18 protein-coding genes are annotated in these 21,144 nt (G+C 62.6%); 7 read left to right on the top strand and 11 right to left on the bottom strand.

Annotation, left to right across the window (positions count from 1 at the left end; translation table 11 throughout):
• Position 1: 1 nt before the first annotated feature.
• The 4 genes from AC1RKI_RS21030 to AC1RKI_RS21015 are packed head-to-tail and all read right to left on the bottom strand — an operon-like array spanning position 2 to position 3,360.
• Positions 2–709, bottom strand: a complete 708-nt coding sequence (locus tag AC1RKI_RS21030; RefSeq protein ID WP_150979897.1) for an ABC transporter ATP-binding protein — start codon at positions 707–709, stop codon at positions 2–4.
• On the bottom strand, positions 696–1,460 hold the full coding sequence (locus tag AC1RKI_RS21025) for an ABC transporter ATP-binding protein (protein ID WP_061957153.1): 765 nt from the start codon (positions 1,458–1,460) through the stop codon (positions 696–698). The genes AC1RKI_RS21030 and AC1RKI_RS21025 overlap by 14 nt, the downstream gene beginning before the upstream one ends.
• Positions 1,453–2,484 (bottom strand): branched-chain amino acid ABC transporter permease, encoded by a 1,032-nt coding sequence (locus tag AC1RKI_RS21020; protein ID WP_061957154.1) that lies wholly within the window; start codon positions 2,482–2,484, stop codon positions 1,453–1,455. Before AC1RKI_RS21020 ends, AC1RKI_RS21025 begins: the two co-directional genes overlap by 8 nt.
• Before the next feature lie 12 nt (positions 2,485–2,496).
• On the bottom strand, positions 2,497–3,360 hold the full coding sequence (locus AC1RKI_RS21015) for a branched-chain amino acid ABC transporter permease (RefSeq protein WP_492796815.1): 864 nt from the start codon (positions 3,358–3,360) through the stop codon (positions 2,497–2,499).
• A gap of 323 nt (positions 3,361–3,683) precedes the next feature.
• Between AC1RKI_RS21015 and AC1RKI_RS21010 the strand changes: the two genes are divergently transcribed.
• From AC1RKI_RS21010 to AC1RKI_RS21000, 3 genes are read left to right on the top strand one after another with little or no spacing between them, the layout of a single operon-like run.
• On the top strand, positions 3,684–4,526 hold the full coding sequence (locus AC1RKI_RS21010; protein ID WP_061958107.1) for an IclR family transcriptional regulator: 843 nt from the start codon (positions 3,684–3,686) through the stop codon (positions 4,524–4,526).
• 34 nt (positions 4,527–4,560) lie between these two features.
• Entirely contained in the window at positions 4,561–5,373 is an 813-nt protein-coding gene (locus AC1RKI_RS21005; protein WP_061958149.1) for an SDR family oxidoreductase, read from the top strand.
• A 40-nt stretch (positions 5,374–5,413) separates the two neighbouring features.
• Positions 5,414–6,400 (top strand): Bug family tripartite tricarboxylate transporter substrate binding protein, encoded by a 987-nt coding sequence (locus AC1RKI_RS21000; protein ID WP_490713732.1) that lies wholly within the window; start codon positions 5,414–5,416, stop codon positions 6,398–6,400.
• An 82-nt stretch (positions 6,401–6,482) separates the two neighbouring features.
• On the opposite strand, the gene AC1RKI_RS20995 is transcribed toward AC1RKI_RS21000, so the two are convergent.
• The 4 genes from AC1RKI_RS20995 to AC1RKI_RS20980 form a co-directional block, all read right to left on the bottom strand.
• Positions 6,483–7,871, bottom strand: coding sequence for an MFS transporter (locus AC1RKI_RS20995; RefSeq protein WP_492796818.1), 1,389 nt, complete (start codon positions 7,869–7,871; stop codon positions 6,483–6,485).
• 190 nt (positions 7,872–8,061) lie between these two features.
• The gene (locus AC1RKI_RS20990) at positions 8,062–11,529 is read right to left on the bottom strand and encodes an ATP-binding protein (RefSeq protein WP_492796820.1); all 3,468 of its coding nucleotides are present in this window, start codon (positions 11,527–11,529) and stop codon (positions 8,062–8,064) included.
• A gap of 15 nt (positions 11,530–11,544) precedes the next feature.
• On the bottom strand, positions 11,545–12,192 hold the full coding sequence (locus AC1RKI_RS20985) for a response regulator (RefSeq protein WP_061958111.1): 648 nt from the start codon (positions 12,190–12,192) through the stop codon (positions 11,545–11,547).
• 582 nt (positions 12,193–12,774) lie between these two features.
• Complete coding sequence (locus AC1RKI_RS20980; RefSeq protein ID WP_227461381.1) at positions 12,775–13,752, bottom strand: hypothetical protein; 978 nt, start codon at positions 13,750–13,752, stop codon at positions 12,775–12,777.
• A gap of 253 nt (positions 13,753–14,005) precedes the next feature.
• On the opposite strand from AC1RKI_RS20980, the gene AC1RKI_RS20975 reads away from it, so the two are divergent.
• The 4 genes from AC1RKI_RS20975 (at position 14,006) to AC1RKI_RS20960 (ending at position 18,537) form a co-directional block, all read left to right on the top strand.
• Positions 14,006–14,716 (top strand): fimbria/pilus chaperone family protein, encoded by a 711-nt coding sequence (locus AC1RKI_RS20975; protein WP_061958113.1) that lies wholly within the window; start codon positions 14,006–14,008, stop codon positions 14,714–14,716.
• A 10-nt stretch (positions 14,717–14,726) separates the two neighbouring features.
• Positions 14,727–17,477, top strand: coding sequence for a fimbria/pilus outer membrane usher protein (locus AC1RKI_RS20970; RefSeq protein ID WP_492796822.1), 2,751 nt, complete (start codon positions 14,727–14,729; stop codon positions 17,475–17,477).
• Positions 17,474–18,094: a DUF1120 domain-containing protein gene (locus AC1RKI_RS20965; protein WP_492919058.1), complete on the top strand. Its 621-nt coding sequence runs from the start codon at positions 17,474–17,476 to the stop codon at positions 18,092–18,094. The genes AC1RKI_RS20970 and AC1RKI_RS20965 overlap by 4 nt, the downstream gene beginning before the upstream one ends.
• Before the next feature lie 191 nt (positions 18,095–18,285).
• Complete coding sequence (locus AC1RKI_RS20960) at positions 18,286–18,537, top strand: hypothetical protein (protein ID WP_061958116.1); 252 nt, start codon at positions 18,286–18,288, stop codon at positions 18,535–18,537.
• A gap of 34 nt (positions 18,538–18,571) precedes the next feature.
• Here AC1RKI_RS20960 and AC1RKI_RS20955 read toward each other — a convergent pair whose 3' ends face one another.
• The 3 genes from AC1RKI_RS20955 to AC1RKI_RS20945 all read right to left on the bottom strand — a co-directional run bounded on the left by AC1RKI_RS20955 (position 18,572) and on the right by AC1RKI_RS20945 (position 21,136).
• Positions 18,572–19,015, bottom strand: a complete 444-nt coding sequence (locus AC1RKI_RS20955) for a BLUF domain-containing protein (RefSeq protein WP_061958150.1) — start codon at positions 19,013–19,015, stop codon at positions 18,572–18,574.
• Between the two features lie 9 nt (positions 19,016–19,024).
• Complete coding sequence (gene folE / locus AC1RKI_RS20950) at positions 19,025–19,747, bottom strand: GTP cyclohydrolase I (RefSeq protein ID WP_061958117.1); 723 nt, start codon at positions 19,745–19,747, stop codon at positions 19,025–19,027.
• Between the two features lie 129 nt (positions 19,748–19,876).
• Entirely contained in the window at positions 19,877–21,136 is a 1,260-nt protein-coding gene (locus AC1RKI_RS20945) for an arsenic transporter (RefSeq protein ID WP_061958118.1), read from the bottom strand.
• Between the last annotated feature and the right edge of the window lie 8 nt (positions 21,137–21,144).

Below are 21,144 nucleotides of genomic sequence, written 5' to 3'. Positions count from 1 at the left end.
CCTATCCTCCGATATACGCCTTGCGAATGCCTTCGTCCCGCAAGAGCGTGTCGCGATCGCCTTCCATGACGATGCGGCCGCTTTCGATCACGTAGGCGCGGTGAGCAATGCCCAGCGCCGCGTAGGCGTTCTGTTCGGCCAGCAGGACTGTCGTGCCGGCGCGATTGATGCGCTGGATGACTTCGAACATCTGCTTGACCACCAGCGGCGCCAGGCCCAGCGACGGCTCGTCGAGCAACAGCGCGCGCGGCCGGCCCATCAACGCGCGGCCCAGTGCCACCATCTGTTGCTGGCCACCCGACAGCGATCCCGCGGCGTCGTCCTTTTTCTGCCGCAGGATCGGGAACATTTCGTAGACCTCTTCAAGTGTGGTCCGGATGCCGGCGCGGTCGCGGCGATGCACGTAGGCGCCCAGCGTCAGGTTCTTCTCGACGCTCATCGCTGGAAACAGCTTGCGGCCTTCCGGGCAATGCACCAGCCCCGCCTGCACGATCTGCGACGGCTTCATGCCGCCAAGTTCGCGTCCGTCGAAACGCATGCTGCCGCTACTGGTGCGGTGAATGCCGCTCATCGCGAGGAAGATCGAACTCTTGCCCGCACCGTTGGCGCCAAGCAGCACCACCAGTTCGCCCGCGCCCGCATGCAGCGAGATGTTGTCCAGCGCGCGGAAACTGCCGTACGACAGCGAGACGCGTTCAAGCTGCAACATGGTCGGCTCCCAGATAGGCTTCGATGACGCGCGGATCCTGCTGGACCTGTGCAGGCGTGCCTTCGGCAATCTTCTCGCCGTAGTTGAGCACCATGATCTTGTCGGCCAGCCGCATGATCATGTCCATCTTGTGTTCGATCAGGCAGACGGTCTTGCCGTGGCGCACCATCTTGCGGATCAGCTCGGCCAGGCCCACGGTTTCCTCGGGGTTCACACCGCCGGCAGGTTCGTCGAGCAGGAGCAGTTCGGGATCGGTGGCCAGCGCCAGCGCAAACGCCACACGCTTGCGCGCCTCCTGGGTAATGTCGGCGGCGACTTCATGCGCGAGGTGCGACAGCCCGACGAAGTCGAGCGCCTCTTCGGCCTTCTCGCGGCACAGCTTTTCTTCCTCGCGCATGCGGCGCGTGTTGAGTAGCACATCGCCCAGACCGGATTTTGTGCGCAGGCGGTGGCCGACGATGAGGTTGTCGAGCACGGTGGCGCGATCGAACAGCGCGGTCGCCTGGAACGTGCGCGCCACGCCAAGCCGCGCGATCTGGTCGGCGCGCAGGCCGGCCACGTCCTGGCCCTTGAACAGGATCTGGCCGGTGGTGGGCGCGTGCGTGCCGGCGATCAGGTTGAAGAAGGTGGTCTTTCCCGCGCCATTGGGGCCGATGATGGCGTTGATATGGCCGCTTTCGAATCTCACCGAGACATCGTGCACGGCGGTCAGGCCGCCGAATTTCTTTGTCAGGTTGCGGATCTCAAGCATTTTCGGCTCCAGTGCGGGTAGTGGCGACCGGGGCCGCGGCTTGTGCCGTGCGCGCGGCGGCCAGCTGGCCGCGACGTTGCGCCGCGGCGCGGCGCGCCTGCCGCTTCAGGTACGAACCCACGATGCCATCGGGCAGGAAGATGATCAGCAGGATCAGCACAGGGCCAAACACCAGCATCCGGTAATCCTGCAGGAACTGCAGCGTCTGCGTGACCCAGGGCACCAGCAGCGCGCCGAGCAGCGGACCGAGCAGGGTGCCCGCGCCGCCCACCAGCATCGCCATGACCATATCGAACGTGACGTCGGTGCGTGCGATGTCCGGCCCCAGAAAGCGCACCTGCCCTGCGTACAGCGCGCCAGCGATGCCGGCATAGCAGACCGACAGCACGAACGACAGCACTTTGGTTCGCATGAGGTTGATGCCCAGCGCTTCGGCCAGCGCATCGCTGTTGCGCACCGCCATGAAGCCGCGTCCCAGCAGGGAACCGACGATGCGATGCATCACGAACGTGCCGATCACCAGGAAGAACAGTACGAGGTAGTACTGCGCCTGCACGCTGTCGAACGTGACCGGCCCGATGGCGGCCGGCACCGGAATGCCGATCAGACCGACCGCGCCGTGCGTCAGGCCTTCCCATTTCTCGATCAGCAGATAGATGATGTAGCCCACGCACATCGTGAAAATCGAGAAGTAATGGCCCTTGAGCCGCAGCGACACCACGCCGACGACATAGCCGAGCACCATGCACACCACGCCGGACAAGGCGAAGGCGAGCCAGAACGGCATTTGATGATCGACCGTGAGAATGCCCAGCGTATAGGCGCCGATGGCCATGAAGCCGCCGTGCGCCAGATTGAGCTGGCCGGTGTAGCCGGTCAGCAGGTTCAGGCCCAGTGTCGCGATGGCCGTGATGAACGCGAGCGTCATCACGGACAAGAAATAGCTGTTGGGCACGACCAGCGGAAACGCGATGGCGGCTGCCAGCAGCAACATCCAGCCGGTCTTTCCTTGCAGTGCTTTCATGTCTGTCTCTCCTTAAGCGGCCTTGCCGGCGAACAGGCCCTGCGGACGAACCGAAAGGATGACCACGAGCAGCACGAAGGCGATGATGTCCTTGTAGTCCGTGGAGATATAGAAGCCGCCGAAGCTCTCTGCCATGCCGATGATCAGTCCGCCGACAATCGCCCCGGGAATGCTGCCCATGCCGCCGAGGATGATGATCACGAACGCCTTGGTGATCACCAGATTGCCCATGCTGGGATAGACCAGGTTGATCGGCGCGTAGAGCGTTGCGGCAATCGCCGCGAGCGCGCCGGAAATGGCAAAGACGAGCAGCGTGACGCGCGTGGCGTCGATGCCGACCAGGGCCGCGCCTTCCCGGTTCTGCGCCATCGCCATGATGGTCGAACCGGTCACCGTGCGCGTCAGGAACAGATGCAGCAGCACCATCAGGCCGAACGCCGCGACGATGATCAGCAGGCGCTGCAGCGGCGCGATCAGGCCGAAGATCTCGACCATCTGTCCATACGGTGTCGGCATGCGGTGGAAGTCGGCGCCCCACAGCGCCTGCGCGCCGGCTTCGAGGAACAGCAGGATGCCGATCGCGGCGATCATGTCGTGGATCTCGGGCGCGTTGCGCAGCGGGTGGAACACCAGCCGGTCAGCCAGCATCGACAGCACCGCAACCACCGCGGCCGCCGCCAGCATCGCCAGCCAGTAGTTCAGGCCGAGCGTCGTCATGGCGTAGTACGACACGTAGGCGCCCGCCATGTACAACGCGCCGTGCGCGAAGTTGGGCACGTGCAGGATGCCGTAGACCAGGGTCAGCCCTAGCGCCACCAGGCTATAGACGCCACCCAGTGTCAGGCCGTTGAGTAACTGCTGGAAAAACAAGGCCATGCTTTGTCTCCTTGCGATGGTGTACCGGGACGGCACCCGCGCGGTCTCTGACGCCGTGTCGTGTTCTCGCACGGTCGTTCTTTTTCGGCGACTTTGCATAGCGTTTCCGCGACCGTCAAGCAATCGGACGTAGTATTCCGGTGTGCGAAATAGCACCCCTTTGAAGTGCCGTGCATCGTCGGTGTATTCCCTGATTTCAGCGTGCAAGTGGCGCGATAACGCATTCATCTGCCGCCGGCGGGACCTATGTACAGCGCATATGACCCGTATGTTTTCGCTACATAGCGCCGCTGCCCCGGCACAGAAACTGATATGAAAGGCACATGAAACGCACGACCTCGATTCCTCGACCCACCGATGCCGCGCTGGTATCCGGCGAGGCCGCGCATCCGCCGGACAGTGAAGACCGGAATTTCGTCACGGCGCTGGCGCGCGGAATCGAATTGCTGCGCGCCTTCGGGCCTGGAGACGACTTTCTTGGCAACGCCGAGTTGTCGCGCCGTACGGGTATTCCCCGACCAACGGTGTCGCGGCTCACCTATACGCTCGCCAGCCTTGGCTATCTCGTTTATGTGGAAGGCCACGAGAAATACCGGATCGGGCAGAGCGCAATGCTGCCTGGTCAGCGATATCTGTCCGGCGCCGGCATCCGGAATATCGCGCAGCCGCTGATGCAGTCGCTGGCGTTTGCTACGGGCTGTACGGTTGCGCTGGCCGCGCCGGATCGGCATGACATGCTGTACCTGGAAGTCTGCCAGCCGCGCGGTGCGCTGGTGATGCGCCTGACACCGGGCTCCCGGCTGCCGATGGCCACGTCGGCAATCGGGCGCGCTTGGCTTGCCGGGCTGCCCGCGGCGCGGCGTGGCGCGGTGCTTGAGCAGCTCGAACGTCATCACGGCGCGCGCTGGGCTGGCGTGCGCAGCAAACTCGACCGCGCATTGCGCGAACACGCGCGACGCGGTTTCTGCGTGGCCCACGCCGAATGGGATCGGTCGGTCAGTGGCGCCGCCGCGCCGGTTCGCCTGGCCGATGGCTCGGAAGTGCTGTCGATCAACATCGGTGGCGCGTCGACGCGGCTGTCGCCGGAAATTCTCGAAGGCAATCTCGGTCCGCGGATTCGCGAGCTTGCCGACACCCTTGCCACGCGGCTTTGGCAGCCTGCGTGATGCGAATGCAATCAAGAACGATGAGGAGACAAGCATGGATATTCGCAACAAGACAGTGATCGTGACCGGCGGCGGCACCGGTATCGGCCGGGCGTTGGTGATGGCCTTCGCCAAGGCGGGCGCCCGCGCCGTGGCGGTGGCCGATATCGACGAAGCCGGCGCCGCGCAGGTGGCGGCGGAGGCGGCGAAGATCGCGCCGGAATGCCAGCTGTTTGCGCAGCGCGTGGACGTGGCCGATGCCGAAGCCGTGCAGGCGCTGGTCGATATCGCGACGCGCCGCTTTGGCCAGGTGGATGTGTTCTGCTCGAATGCCGGCATCATCCTGCGCAAGGGCCTCGACGCCAGTGCGGAAGAATGGCAACGCATCTGGGACATCAACGTGATGGCGCACATCCATGCCGCAAAGGCCGCGCTGCCGCAGATGCTGGAGCGCGGCGACGGCTACTTCATCAACACCGTGTCCGCGGCCGGCCTGCTGTCGCAGATCGGCTCGGCGCCGTATGCGGTGACCAAGCATGCGGCGATCGGCTTTGCCGAATGGCTATCGATCACGTACGGCGACCGTGGCATCAAGGTCAGTTGCATCTGCCCGCAAGGCGTCCAGACGAAAATGCTGTTTGGCGAAAGTGGCGAGCGCAAGGGCTTCTTGCAGGCGGGGTCGGTCACGCCAGAACACGTTGCCGAGAAGACGCTCGAAGGCGTTGTCAACGAGAGTTTCCTCATACTGCCCCATCCCGAAGTGCTCGAGTACTATCGCCGCAAGGGTCAGGACTACGATCGCTGGCTGCGCGGCATGCGCCGGCTGCACGATCAGGTCAGCAAGGAATTCGGCAATATCGCCGTGTAGTTGCGGTCTGGCCCATAACAACGAGACAGGAGACAACGTCATGCGCGCAAGAACCTTCCCGCGTCGGCGGGTGCTGACCATGCTGGCGGCCACGGCAGCCGTCGTGGCGATGCCTGCATTGCAGGCCGCCGAGCCCTATCCCACCAAGCCGATTCGCATGGTGGTCGGGTTCCCGAGCGGCGGGGCGCCTGACATTCTTGCGCGTCTGTTTTCTGAAAAAGTGTCTCTGGGCCAGCCGGTAGTGGTCGACAACAAGCCCGGCGCCGGCGGCAATATCGGCGCCGAGGCCGTAGCCCATGCCCCGCCCGATGGATACACGCTGGCATTGGGCACGGTCGGCACGCATTCGATCAACGGCGCGCTCTACAGCAAGATGCCCTATGACATGGTCAAGGACTTCGTGCCGGTGATCCTGCTGGCCTCGACGCCCAACGTCCTCGTCGTGCATCCATCAGTGCCCGCCAAGAACGTGCAGGAGCTGATTGCGCTGGCCAAGTCAAAGCCGGGTCAACTGACGTTCGGCACGCCAGGCGTCGGGACTTCGCTGCACGTGGCGGGCGAACTGTTCAACACGATGGCGGGCACCAAGATCACGCATGTGCCATACAAGGGCCGCGCCATGGCGATTCCTGACCTGCTCGGCGGGCATATCACCATGATGTTCGACAATCTGCCGTCCGCGCTACCGGTGGTGAAGGAGGGCAAATTGCGTGCGCTGGGCGTAACCAGTGCGCAACGCTCGGCATCCGCGCCCGACATCCCGACTATCGCAGAGCAAGGTCTGCCCGGCTACGAGGCCACGTCGTGGTTCGCAGTCTTTGCGCCGGCCAACACGCCCAAGGAAATCGTCAGCCGTCTGAACGCGGAGCTGAATCGCATCTTCACGCTGCCTGACGTCCAGGCCAAGCTGAAGACGCTGGGCCTGGATCCGGTGCTGGGAACGCCGGAGAAACTCGCCGAATACCAGCGCGCCGAGATCGCCAAGTGGGCCAAGGTGGTCAAGGAGTCCGGCGCGAAGGCTGAATAACGGCGACACGGATTCGCCGCGAGCCCGTGGCGCGGCGGACGGAACGAGCCGTGCGTTTCCGCGACGCAAGGCTCGAATCGTCTTAGGCGTCAGGCTCGGCCGACGTGGTCGACGCGGGAATCGGTCGGTCCCTCAGGCGGCTCAGGCTGATCGCCGCGCCGATGCCGGCCACGATGGCTGCGACATGAAGCGCCATGCGAGCGGCGCCTTGTTGATCGAGGCTGAACATCAGCGCCACCACCGCGGTGCCGGTGGTCTGGCCCAGCAGGCGCGTGGTGGCTTGCGCCCCGCTGGCCCCGCCGCTGCGCTCGCGCGGCGTGGCGCCAATCATCGCGCGGTTGTTGGGCGACTGGAAGAAGCCGAAGCCGATACCGCACAACGCCGTGCGCCACGCGATGTCGAGGCTCGATGCGTCGGGTCCCAGTAGTGAAAGGCTGAGCAGTCCGCACGACAGCATGAGCAATCCGGCGCCCGCAAGGATGCTGGCCGGATAGCGGTCGGACAGACGCCCCGAAACCACGGCCATGAGCGCCACCATGAGCGGCCATGGCGTGATCAACAGGCCGGTCTCCTGCAAACTGCGCCCCAACTGGTATTCGAGATAGAACGGCAAGGAAACGAAAGCCAGCATCTGCGTCATGAACGAGCAGAAGGACGTCCCCACGGCAAGCGTAAAGGCCCGGCTGGCGAACAGATCGACAGGGACCAGCGGTGCGGTGCGCCCACGTTGCCGGCGGACCAGAATCCATCCCAGGAAAATCGCCAGCAGCACGCCGGCGATGCCCGCGACGCGCAGGGCGTCATGACCAAGTCCGTCGACACCGAGGATAAAGAGGCCGAATACGATGGCCGACAGTACAGCGCTGGGATAGTCGAAGGAATGCGGCTGCGGCGGCGTTTCGGGCAATGCGCTACGAGAAATGGCCAGGGCCGCAATGGCGAAGGGCACGTTGACAGCAAACAGCCACTGCCAGCTGCCGATGCCGAGAATCAACGCGCCCAGCGAAGGCCCGACGGCGATCGTCACGCCGACCACCAGCGCGTTGAGTCCGATGCCACGCCCGAGCTTCGTCGGCGGGTAAATATAGCGGACCAGTGCAGTGTTGACGCTCATGATCCCGGCGCCGCCGATGCCCTGTATCACGCGGGACGCCACCAGCATCGGCAAATTGACCGAAAGTGCGCACAGCAACGAGCCCACCAGAAAGGTCGCGAGTCCGACACGGTAGACGCGCTTGTAGCCGAGGATATCGCCCAGCGACGAAAGGGGCAGCAAACATACCGTGACGGTCAACTGGTAGGCGTTGACCACCCAGATCGTGCGCGCCGGATCAGCGTGTAGTTCACGGGAGATCGAAGGAAGCGCGATGTTGGCAATCGATCCATCCAGCACGGCCATGATCAGGCCGCAGAACACGGTATGGATGGCCCAGGTACGCTGGGGCCGGGGTAGGCCTTGATGGGGCTGCATGGAACAGGGGGCGATGACTTGCGGAGGAAAGCCGATCGTCGCGCTAAAAGAATGAGCGCGACGTTGGACGCGTCATTATCGTCCCGTCTGCCTCGCCTGCGCAAATCCCGGGTCGTGCGGGCCCGTTGTGGCGTGTTGGGGCGTGGTGGTGTGGTGGGGCGCTCGCCGTGCGAGATGGGCGCCTGGGCCGCTAGCTCTGGGATGTGGGAGCGGTATCGTCGGCGTCGTGCGCGTTACTGAACTCCCGGATGCTGTCCAGCAACTCCGCTGCCGAAGTCGCAATGTCGTCCGTCCACTGGAGCGGGGACGCCTCGCACAGGTGTTCCACCGCACGGCACATGTCCACGAGCGCGATTTCGCTGACGATCAGGAAGGCGCCCGCCGAACGATGGGTCCAGTGGCCCAGCGCTGCCACATCGCGGCGAAGCACGATGTCGGCCAGTTCGGGCTCGTCATGCTGAAGATGCTCGCGGAGAATGGCGCGATAGCGCGCGCATTCCGATGCTGGAATTGGCGAAGCGTCGGCGACGTCCTGATGTTCTTCCATGGAAATTGCCTCGTCGTGCAATTGATGTACGGGAATTTCGGACAGCGCGGTGCCGAGCGACCGCAGCGATGCCGGCTTGGCAATGTGGCCGGCGAAGCCGCGCGCGAGCCAGTCGCCAGCATGATCGTCGCGCGTGACCGCGCTGTATGCCAGAACCGGCAGGTCCGGCCGTAGCGCACGGACAGCAGCCAGAAGTTGGTAGCCATCCATCACGGGCATATGAATGTCCGTCAGCACGACGTCGACGTCGGCCACGTCTTCCTCAAGGATCGCGAGGGCCTGACGTCCGTCACCGGCGACGATCGCGTGCCAGCCCAGCGCTTCAAGCTGTTCGGCGATCAGCGTCTGGTTCAGCGTATTGTCTTCCGCCACCAGGATCGTACGGGGTGGACCCTGCAGCCTGACGGTTGCGTCCGGGTCGTCGAGCCGTGCCGATGATCGCGTTGCCCCGTCAAGCTCGCACACATCGACCAAGGTGGGCGTGTCGTCGGCATTCAGTGCCGCGAGCGCTGCGGCGAGGAGGGCGGCATGATCGAACGTGGTCACTTCGAATACCCCCGGCGCGCACGCACGCGGGTGCTCCGGGCCATTGCGGGTGATCCAAACCGCCTGGGCGCCGTGGACGTCGCGCAGTGCCTGAACCGTCTGCAGGCTGTATTCTCCTGTCACGATCAGGATGTGCGGGCGATTGTTGCGCAGCCAGCCAAGCGCCGGATCAATCTGGTGGAACACCTGCGTTCGCCAGCCGTCGCGTTGCAGCCATGCTTCGATAATGTTGCCCGATTCCGGCTCCTGGCACAGAGCCATCGCCTGGCTGCCGCGGACAGCGGGCTCGTGGGCCGTCTGCTCACCGGGCGCTTGCGGCAACGGAATGGAGATGGTGAACGCGCTGCCAACGCCTTCGACGCTTTCCACGCCGATATGTCCGTCCATCAGTTCTGTCAGGCGCGCGCAAATGGAAAGGCCGAGCCCCGTTCCACCATAGCGGGCCGAAGTCCCCGGCTCCGCCTGCACGAAAGGATGGAAGACGCGGGATACCAGCGTCGGCGGCATGCCAATGCCGGAATCGCGTACGCGGCAGACAAATATGGTGCGCTGCTCGGTATCGACCGTGATTTCCGCGCTCAGCACGATCTTGCCGCAGGCCGTGAATTTAAAGGCATTGCCGAGCAGATTGCCAATGATCTGGGAGATTCGCGTGCGGTCTCCAAAAAACGCGCCATCCAGTGTGGGCGACAGGTGCACGTAGAAGCGGATGGGCCGTTCCGCGACCATCGGCGCATAGGACATCGACAGGCTTTCCAGATCCTCGAGCGGTCGGAACGATTCATTGGCCAACTTCATCTCGCCTGCGTCGATCTTCGAAAAATCGAGGATGTCGTTGACGATCCGGCGCAGGCCGTCCGACGCCACCTGCAGCGCGCGCAGCCGGGAGGCCTGGGCGCCCATGCCGTCCGCGCGGACCAGCAGTTCCAGATTGCCAAGCAGCGCATTCAACGGCGTGCGAATCTCGTGGCTCATCGCCGCGAAGAAATTGGACCGCGCACGCATCATCGCCTCGGCCGCTTCGCGGGCGGCACGCAGTTGGTCCTCCAGCCGGTGCTGCGCCGTAACATCCTGGATGGCGCAGAACAGCACATCCTCATCGCCATAGCGGACCGGCGCGCAAGTGACGAGAAGAAACTGTCGTAGTGCTGCGGCCACATCGGGCGCATCATGCGACGACGCGCCCGGCGATGCCGGGACGGTGACCTGGGCGATCGCACCTTGGCCGGGCTGCGCGGGGGCGGCGGACGCGGCGTACAGCGCGTCGGCAATATGGGCGGGCAGCGATGCGCCCTGTGCGCGGCCAAGCAACGCATTGGCGACCGCATTCGACGTGATGATCTGGTTATCGCGCTTACGCACGATGCAAAGCCCGATAGGCGTGGCACTCACAAGAACATGGTTGATGGTTTCACTCTCGAGCGCACGTGCGGCTTCTGCGTGACCGCGGCGCAGCAGGTGAACGTCCCAGTATCGCGCTACCAAAACGATACAGCCGATCAGGAAGACGCCGACGCCGCCAATGGCGATCAGTTCTGCGGCAATCGATCCGGCCAGCGTCCGGAACGACAGCGCATAGACCAGCGAGCCGAATCCAGGGTTCAACGGCTGCACCAGCAACAGGCCAGAGCGCGTGATCGCAAGCGATTCGGTTGGCGTCTGCGGGACGTTCGACAGGATGCTTTGGATTTGGCCAGGGCTGATTGGCGGCGACACATCGACCGGCACATTCGCCGGGTTGATCAGCAACAGCATGGCAGGGTCGGCCGGCCGCTTCAGGCGCGCCAGGAAGGCGCTTGCGGGAATGCTTGCGGCAAGGTAGGCACTGTGCCGGCGGTTCGCTGTGGTAGTTGCCAGCACGGCCGTCACAGCCTGTTCTTTCAGCAGCGGGTCTTCGACCGGACCAATCCAGGCGGGTTGCTGTGGCTGGCCCGGATGCTCGCGTACGCTTTGGGCTATCGCGTCGCGCAGCACAGAAACGTGGCCGGGCCCAAGGCTGGAGATCACGTATTCGGGCAGCCGCGTGGGCGACAAGATGATGGCGAAGGCGGCATCGGCATCCACAATATAGGCAATGTGGTTCTGTTGAAACGCCATCTGCGTAGTGATCGTCGCCGTGGCGATTTGCTGAAGCTGCCACAAGCGCTGCGCCGTCGCGTGTCCCCAGGCTTGTTGCGTCGCCGGTGGCACAAGCAGCGCATAGCGTCCGTCTGCCGACAAGAATTTGCCGTTTCGCTGGATTCCATCGAATACCGCCGCGTCAACCGGTCCGACGCTGTCGGTCTCGAGATAGAACCGCAATGTCAGCGCGGTGCGCCGCAGCAGCGACGTTTCCCCCTGCAATTGAAGCGAAATGGTGCTGACGTACTGCGCCACATGGTTGCGCCTGACATCGAGGTGCCGGGCTGCCGCCAGTCCCGCAAGCAACAGCCCCGACACGATGACGATCACGATCAGCAGGCCAACCGTGACGTAGTAGAGGTGCTGCTGCCGTCTCGCGTTGCGGGCAAGCGTCTGGAAGGATTGGGCCAGGGATTCCTGGGTGCGGTCGAGAATCTGTTGCATGGCCCGATGGAAGGATCAGATCAGTCCGTTTTCGTAGGCGTAACGAATCAGGTCTGTATTTGTCTGTACGTTGAGCTTGCGCATGGCTACGGTCTTCTGGCTGGAAATCGTGCTGACTGAGCGACCGAGCTTTTTGGCGATCTCGCTCAGTTGAAACCCCTGCGCATATAGCCGGATGACTTCCAGTTCGCGAAGCGTCAGCTCGGTGCTGGGCGCGGCCGCCGCCGACGCGTTGTCTAGCACGGCGCGGATCGACGGCGAATAGAAGTGACCGTTGCTGACCGTCACATGCACGCAAGCACGAACAATCTCATCGAGTTCGTCCTCCTTGCTGACGAAGGCGCGGGCGCCGAGCTTCATCGCACGCGTGACCACACCGGGATTGGTCTGCGCGCTGACAATGACGATACGTGTCTCGGGGTACAGACGCACCAGCCGACGCAGCAGGTTGAAGCCGTCGATCGATGAGTCGCCATGGCCCATGCTGAAATCGGTCACGGCAACGTCCACCGGAAACTCTGCCAGTGCTCCAACCAGTTCACTACCGTTTGTACATTCGCAAACGACCTGAAAGCCGGGGGTTCGTTGCAAGCAATCTCTCAGCGCAATGACAACAAGCGGATGATCGTCGGCCAGGGCAACGCGAATGGTTTTTGCAGGCATGCCTCAAATTCCTTTTTTCAGGCAAGCGGCGATATCCGCCGGGGTAACGTCGTGTGAAAGAGTCGTGCTTTCGCGAACATAAGGAAAATACTCCATCGTTAACTGAAAAACACACGATTCCACAAAATTCCATTGTGTGCGATCAGAGATTGATGGAATAAGCAGGAACTAGTCTAGGTGGTGGCTGACTCGCTGCAGGAGTGCATATTCTGTCCGTTTCTGGTGGGGCAACAAAACCTTTTTCCTCGTCTGGTTCCGTATATGTATTGGAAAATTCTGAAGGATTGACGCGAGCAGTCTGGGCGTTAAGTCGAAAATTACGAAACCTCAAAAATGTCGAACGCCACATCTGAGGATGAATACCGATGATGAGCGCAAGATTCTGACTAGTTACACAGAGGTGCCGCAATCGTATTTCAGCTAATTGCGCGCATCGTTCTTCCGCGCGGATGCGGCCGCTGAGGATCTGCTGCGAAAGACTGGAGACGAGAGGCCAACGGCAGCACGCGGGCTGCGGGTACCCCACATCGCGCCGACTCCTGGCGGCGCCCTGTGACGGAGCGGCCAACTTGGCCTGTCGAATCAATGCGGAGGGGCCTCCAGGATTTGGGCCTGATTGGCGATGGCGTCGGTAAGCCCGCAATACTGCGGCAGTAATCGGCTGGCGCGTTCGACGAAGCCCTTGCACCGCTGCGACTGGACTGGCGCGCCAGTCTGCACGAGAACCGCGGCGGGATGCGCGAGTGCCGCATGTTGCGACAGCCAGTCGGGTGTTCGCGTCACGCCGCGTTGACGTAGCAGCATCAACAGTTCCACTGGAATTGCCTGTTCTAGAGGGTGATCGAAGTCAAAGAGCGACTCGTCTGTGTCGAGCCGGCACTGAAACAGGTGCCGCTCCGCCAGCTCCTTGGCAAGCGGACCAAATACGCTGTCATCTGCTTGCCAGCTATCGACGATCTGGCCCAGCAGGGCGTCGCTTTTCTGAAAGGCCGGCTGCGGCACGGGGACGTCGAGTGCTTTCCCGGCCACGGCGATGATCATCCCGGTCATGCCGCTGAGCGCGATCATGTCCGTGGGGTCGCTGTCGACGCCGAACCACGACCGCAGGACAAACGCGGCGAGATCGTTCCACCCCAGCGCCAGCAGCATGGCGATCTGCAGTGACATATCGCGTTCGTAGGTCTGACGCCGGACCGGTCCGCTCCACTGTTCCTTGTGAATGGCTAGCGCATGCGTGGCCGCCACGGATTCCACCACGCCAAGCTGCAGAGATAGCCAGTTGGTGGACGAACAAGTGGTGCCACTGTCGAGCTCGATGGCGCGCCATTGGCGCAGCCTTCCGAGCCAGAACATCGCCCGCGCCGCTCGCGGAAGCGGTACGGCATTTGGAGCGGCCAGAAATTCGGTCAGCGTTTCGCGGTACATGCCATGCAGAGCATTGGCCTGGGCTTGTGCGGTATGAAGGATGGTTTTCCTTCTTTGTTCGGACTCCGGTTCGTTTGTGGATCTGTTGCGCATTGAGAAGATGCCCGTGAAGAGTTTTGAGGTGAATAACGACACTAAGGTTGGGTATGAACAGGGTCCATCGCAATTTACCGAAACTTGTGGAGTTTTTCGGAACGTCTACTACGATTCGTCACAAGACCATGGTCATGGAATTTATAAGCCAGAAAATTAAGTGATTTTTGAGAAAATTACTATTCAGGCGCTGTAATTGTCAGGTGCAAACTTCGCTGCGATTCTAATGTTAGGGTCGTAATTGAATAATCTTTTTTAGGTGGATATAAGGGTGAAGACGATGAGAGATATCTCCATGTTCAGAATTCGCTCGCTGGCGCTTGCGTTGAGCGCGATGACGGTCTCGCCGCTCGCGCTTTCCACGGGGATGGTGCCGGAGACATCGGTGGTGTTGGTCAACGAGGCCGACGGCGAGGCGACCATGAACGTGAAGAACAGCGAGTCCTCGCCACAATTGCTCTATACCTCGATCAACCACATCGAGGAAGACAAGGAGGACCTTGTGGTGGTGACGCCGCCAGTCACGCGCGTGGAGGGCAACGATACGCAGGTCGTGCGCTTTATCTTGCGTAACAAGACGCCGCTGAAGACCGAGCGGCTCGCGCGGGCGGTGTTCGAAGGCATTCCGCCCAAGGACGACAAGGCAGGGGAGGCGCGCGTGACGATGACCGTGCGCCAGGATCTTCCGCTGGTGATTCATCCCAAGGGTCTGCCGATCGAGCGCGAGCCCTGGAAGCGATTGCGGATCAGCGTGAGCGGCGATGAACTGATCGTCGAAAACCCAAGCCCCTATGTCATTCGGCTGGCGCAATCGGTGCAGTTCCAGCCGGGGCAGGAAGCCGCGGAGCTGCCCCGTCCCTACGTGCTGCCGGAAACAACTGTCAAGGTGCCGTTGAGCAAGGTCCCGGGCCAGCCAGTTTCGGTGCGCCTGTACCCGGCAACGCTTTACGGGTTCGCAGTCGACAGCTTCGATGCGCCGATTTCGCCGGAACGCACATCGAAGTGATGCAGTACCAATGGAGCAACTTGATAAGAAGGAAATCCGGCGCCGCCCACGCGGCGCAATCGGAAGATTGGGGTTGTGCAATACCGCGCTGCAGTTGGCCTTGCTTGCGTTTGGCCTAGCAAGGATTTTCGTGTTGGACGCGGTAGCGCAAACGATGCCGGCAGGCCCGGAGGAGGTGCGCGAGGCGGCGGACGTCAGAGCAACGAGCGCCCCGGTCCGCCCCGGTTCGCAACGAGGGGATATTTCAGAAGTCGGACAGGCTGCGTCTGCCGCACCGGCTGAACGGGCTGCGCCGGCTGAACCGACCGAACCTACCCAATCGACAAAAACTACAGAACCGGCCGAACCCACCGCAGCGGTTGCACCGAAGGGTTTCGACCTCGACATGATGAAATCGCGCGGCATTGATCCGCGCATCGCCGACTATTTCATGCACGGTGCGCGCTTTACGCCAGGCATGTCGCTGGTGACATTCAAGGTCAACGGGAAGTCAAAGGGATCCGGCATGGCGCGATTCGACGACGAGGGGCAACTCTGTTTCGACGCCCGGCTTGTGGCCAGGCTCGGCCTTCGGATGCCAGGCGACGACGCCGTCGATCGCAAATCTGCATCGCCGCAAGCACCTGCCCCGGATGCGGCGGGGTCGTGCCTGGACTTCAAGGGCGCGTGGCCAGCCACGGTGATCACGCTGAAGCCGAGCAGCTCTGCAGTCGATCTGCTCGTTCCGACCGATGCGCTACGGATCGACGCCGTAGATCAAGTCGATTACACGACGGGGGGCGTGGCAGCGCTGCTCAACTACGATCTGCTGGCGACGGGCAGCCGCTTCGACGGCGGCAGCACGCGCTATTTTTCCGCGGCCAACGAATTTGGGTTCAATGCGGGCGACTGGATCGTTCGCAATCGCAACACCTATAGCAATGACGGCAATACGTCGAATTTTTCGCATCTCTACGCCTATGCGCAACGGACGTTCGTCGAGCGGGAATCCGTGTTTCAGGCAGGCGAGATCAATGTGGGGAATTCGATCTTTCCTGGCCCGGCCATCACTGGTGCGCAGTGGATTCCCGAACTGGCGCTGAAGCGCAGCACGGGTAACGGCACGAGTATCGATGGCATCGCACAGACGCAGGCTCGCGTGGAGGTCCGCCAGGCCGGCGCGTTGATCTACAACACCATGGTCCCGCCGGGGCCGTTCACGCTGAGCAATGTGCCGCTGCTGAACGGCAGCAATGACGTGGAAGTCACGGTCATCGAGGCAAACGGGGCGGCACGGAAGTTCGTTGTGCCTGCGGCGCAATTGAATGCTGGCTCGCTCGGGATCGCCCCGGGTTATTCGTTTGCCGTCGGCAAGCTACGACAACTCGGTGACGAAACGCCGGTCAAGCCCTGGATGGCCACGGGCACCGGGACGTGGCGTGCGGGCAAGAACGTGGGGTTGACCGGCGGCCTGATGTTCGGCACTCAATACCAGAGTGTGGGCGCAGGCGCCGATGCCAGAGTGTTCAAGAACTCGACTAATGTCAGCCTTCGCGGGCTGTTTTCCAATGCGACGCGACAGGGCGAGCGCGGCGCACAGCTGACGGGTTCGCTTTCGTCGACGATCGGTAATGGATTCAGCGTCAATGCCTCGGCGACGCAACAGACGGAAGGCTACCGGTCGCTGACCGATACCACGCAGGAGACCACCTCCGCGTGGGTCGACAACCATTATCGCAGCCAGTATTCGGCCGGCATTTCCTGGAGTCAGCAACTGCTGGGCGGCGTCACGATCAGCTATAGCCGGTCCACGCTTTTTACCAACGTTGTGACGCAGCGTGTGACCGCCTCGTGGGGCAAGTCGTTCAAATACGCCACTGTATCGATCAACGCGGAGAAATCCCTGGGCGGTGACGGGGAAAACAATGGCAATTCGATCTACGCCAGCGTGTCGATTCCGCTTGGCCGCCGCAGCGTGCGCGGCTATGTCAACCGGGTTCAGGGCGAAACCCGGATCGGCGCAACGTATAACGAAGCGGTCAACGATGGCTTCAGCTATAGCGTCAATGCGGAGGGGCGGCCTTCCGAGGGATCTGCTGCGGCATCGGCCACTGCGTCGATGACGCCTTACTACACGCATCTCAACCTTGGCGTCTCTCAATATGGCAGCTCTAGTACGTCCTATAACGTCGGCATGAATGGCGGCCTTGTCGCGCACAAGCACGGGGTGACCTTCTCGCCCTACGCTGTGGGGGATACGTTCGGCATCGCGTCGCTCGGCGATGTGCAGGGCATCAAGATTTCCACGCCGCAAGGCCCCGTGTGGACCGATCCTTGGGGGCAAGCGGTGATTTCGAACGAACCCGCGTACACGTCGAGCCGGGTTGAGGTCGCCACAAAGTCATTGCCGCGCAATATCGATATCACCAACGCCTTCCGCCAAATCAATCCTGGCCGAGGATCGGTCACTTACGTCGATTTCGATGTCGTCAAGGTAAGGCGCCTGCTATTGCACGCAGTCGATACGGAAGGCAAGCCTCTGCCGCGCAACGCCACGGTTACCGATGCATCCGGCACCTTCCTGACGACCGTTCTTAACGACGGCACCATTTTCTTGCCCAATACACAGGCGGCGGCCGGAATGAAAGTGCAAAGCCTTGACGGCAAATCGTGTGTACTTGATTTCGCGCTGCCGGAGGTCCAGGACCTGAATGCCTATTTCGACGAGGCCAATGCCGTCTGCAGACCGGCTGACCCATCCAAGCAAGGAGCGACCAAGTGATCGCCATGCGCAAGCCCGCGCGCCGCGGGGTGAAATGCTGGTGCTGGTGCGGCCTTCTGCTTCCTGTCATCGCCCTGGCGCAGGCGCCGGTGCCGACCGTGCACGGTGCGCCGTCGCCGGAGCCGCCTCCCGTGCAAGATTGCCAAATCATCGTCAGCGAACCTGAACTCGATTATGGTGCGGTGACGCGCTATGCGCTCCGGGAAGATCCGGCGTCGCACAATCTGCTTCTGGGCAAGCGCCAAGTCATTCTGAACGTGAGTTGCGTGAGCGCGGTAAAAATCGGCGTGAGCTTTCGTGATCCGTCCGTTGGCGCCGATTACCTGTTTGGTACGCAAGGCCGGGTCGTCATGCGCGTAATCGATGCGCAACTTGATGGACGCAGCGTCAACCTTGGATCGGCCAACGTGGCAGGCATGATGCCGGTTTCGAGCGCCGCCAGCGTGCAGTTCGTGCCGGGGCAGGTCGTCGTGCCCGTCGAAAATGGTCAACCGGCCACCGGGACGCGGTTTTCGGCAACGGTGGAAATGGATCCGTCGCTGCCGATAGACGCCGCGCGCGTGCGGGGTAGATCGACGGTGGAAACTGTCGGCACATTCGAAGTGGTGTGGCGCTAGCGCTTCACCCGCACCTATGGCAGGCGGCCCAGTGTTAGCTTCGGGCCACGATATATACGCGCACTTCAGGGTCATTTCGCACTGCATCACACAGCGCGACGAATGATGGCATGCTGTCGATGCCGTGCGCAGCGGGCAGGATCACGTTGCGGTCACGGCCGCCTGTACGACCCCCGGAATGGAGGTGTGCCATGCCAACGCGCCAATTTGCCGATTTCCCCGCCAACGAAAAACAGGAACTCGAGGCCGTGTTCCAACATCTTGGCCTCGCGCTCGATGAATTCGAAATCTCGGATACCAACGGTACATCCGCGCGCCAAGTGACGGTACGACGGCAGCGCACGGGTGCGGAGAGCGTCTATGACGCCAGCCCGGGCGCCGCGTGGGTCGAGGAAATCGAAAGCGATCTCGAATGCGGGCTGTTCGGTCGGGTGTCGGCGTAACGGTTTAGGTATCGACGACGCCATATCGACGCGGTCAGTGACGGCTACGTTCCTGGCTGCGACCGACTATCGACGCACCGGCAATCAACTCCTTTAGCAGCGCCAAGGATGCCGCCCCAGGCATGCGGTAGGGATCGAGTTCGCCCTGCGCGGAGTACTTGAGCAGCGTCGCAGCGTTGATCTTGTCGGCGTTCACGCGTCCCATCGACCAGCCGGAGAACGCCCGCTCGGCGATTTCCTCGTAATGCAGCAACACGACGTCGTGATGTCGCGCGTCGCGTCCGATATTGAGATAGAGGCGCGATACCGCTTCCCGGCTGCCTTCGAGCGCCTGCAGGAAAATGCTGTTGCTATGGCATAACACGCCGGTAATGCCGTGACGCGGATTGTGCGCCAGGCTGGTGTCGAGGATGGCGTCGAGCACATCGGCGCTCAGCGGCTCACGGGCGCGGCTGGCATAAAGCAGGCGAACTAGCATCATGGCCCCTTAACGACGGTTCAGATTCAACAGTGTCAGGAATTCTCGGCGCAGCTTGTCGTCCTTGAGAAACGATCCGCGCATGACACTGTTGGTCATTTTTGCGTCCGTGTCCCGCACGCCGCGCCAATGCATACAGAAGTGCTCGGCCTCCATCACAATGGCCAGCCCATCCGGGTTCATCTTTTCCTGCAGCAGGTCGGCCACCTGCGCGACCGCTTCTTCCTGGATCTGCGGCCGGCACATGATCCACTCGGCCAGACGGGCATATTTCGACAGCCCGATCAGGTTGGAGTGGCGATTTGGCATGACGCCCACCCACAGACTGCCGATGATCGGGCATAGGTGGTGGGAGCACGCGCTGCGCACCCGCATCGGGCCAACGATCATCAGTTCGTTCAACTGCTCGACATTCGGGAATTCCGTGACTTCTGGCGCCTTGGCGTAGCGGCCCGCAAAGATTTCCTTGAGGTACATCTTCGCCACGCGGCGCGCGGTCTCGCGTGTGTTGTGGTCCTGATCGACATCGATCACCAGCGCGCGCAGTACCTCTTCCATGCGGGCTTCGACTTCGGCCTGCAACGCGTCCAGTTCACCGTGCTCGATATGGCGAGCAATGTTGTCGTTGGCATGGAAACGCTCGCCCGATGCTTCGATACGGGCGCGGATGCGGTCTGCAACCGGCGTGGGAGCGGGGCGCTTGGCCTCGTCGAGGTGATCCTTGTGTGACATGTGTAGCCGCTGGCGAACGGTAAGAGGGGGCGCGGTGCGCGGTGCTTCACTATATGGCAGTTGGCATTGCACCACAACTCGACGCCGCGGGCGTCGCTTTGGCGCCCGCCGTTTCGCGCTTTCAATGCTTCAGCGCAAGACCGCCAGCGCCGGCAGCAAGGCCAGCGGCATCACGATGGCGCCGGTCTTCAAGAATGTCGCGGCGCTCACCGCATGGCCTTCGCGGCGCAATGCCGTCAACCACAGCAGTGTCGCCAGCGATCCGGTTACCGACAGATTGGGGCCAAGATCCACGCCGATCAGCACGGCCGCCGTCACCGTGTCGGATGCGTGGCCCGCGGCGAGTGCCGATGCGGCAAAGAGCCCGGCCGGCAGGTTGTTGACGATATTGCTGACGACGCCAATCACCAAGCCGGCCACGCCCGCGCCGAGCACCGCTTGCGAACCCTCGCGCGCCGACAGTTCGCGCACCCAATGGGCCAACTGATCGATCAGTCCAGTCTGCGACAGCCCTGCGACCAGCACGAACAGTCCGGCGACCAGCGGCAGCACGCCCCACGACACTTCCGTCAATGCCGGGCGCAGCAGGCGCGGTTGCGTCGCGCACACCGCCATCAACGTCGCGGTGCCGCCGATGAAGGTCGGCCAGCCCAGGTCGCGACCGAGCAGCGACGCGGTCAGCAAGGCCGCCCCGGTGAGGAAAATGCCAAGCGTGGTCAGCCAGGCCTGCAGCGATAGCGGTGGAACTTCCACATCGTCGGCGATAGGCTCGGCCAGCGCCTCGCGTTGCGTCCAATAGAGAACGACAAAGGTCATCGCGATGGCAACCACCGACGGCAACGTGAAGCGCGCCAGCCAGCCCAAAAGCGGCGGCATCCGCTCGCCAAACAGCACCAGGTTGGCCGGGTTCGAAATGGGGAGCACAAAGCTGGCCGCATTGGCGATGAAGGCGCAGGCGTACAGATAGGGAAGCGGGTGCTTGACGCGTGCGGCGCGCGTGGCCGCCAGTACGGCCGGCGTCAGCACCACGGCGGTCGCGTCGTTGGACATGAAGGCCGTGACGGCGATGCCGAACCCGTAGACCAGCGCGAAAAGCCGTTTGGCGGAGCCCCTTGCACTGCGCACGGCCAGCGCCGCCACATGATCGAACAGCCCGGTTTTGCGAGCCAGCTCGGAAATCAGCATCATGCCGGCCAGGAACAGATAAACGTCATTGCCGCGCGCTACGGCGTCGATGGCATCGCGCCACGGCAGCAGGCCGGCCAAGCAGAGCAGCAGCGCGCCGCCCATCGCCCAGTAAGGCTCGGCAAGCCGGAACGGACGAAACAGCACGCCGGCCGTGGCCAGCGCGGCGACGGCCCAGATCAATGGATTGGCGTAGCTCGGCATCTGGACGA

Source organism: Cupriavidus sp. GW822-FHT06G04 (assembly GCF_058799075.1).
The sequence above is the reverse complement of the archived record's forward strand: the minus strand, read 5'-3'. Positions and strand labels throughout refer to the sequence as shown.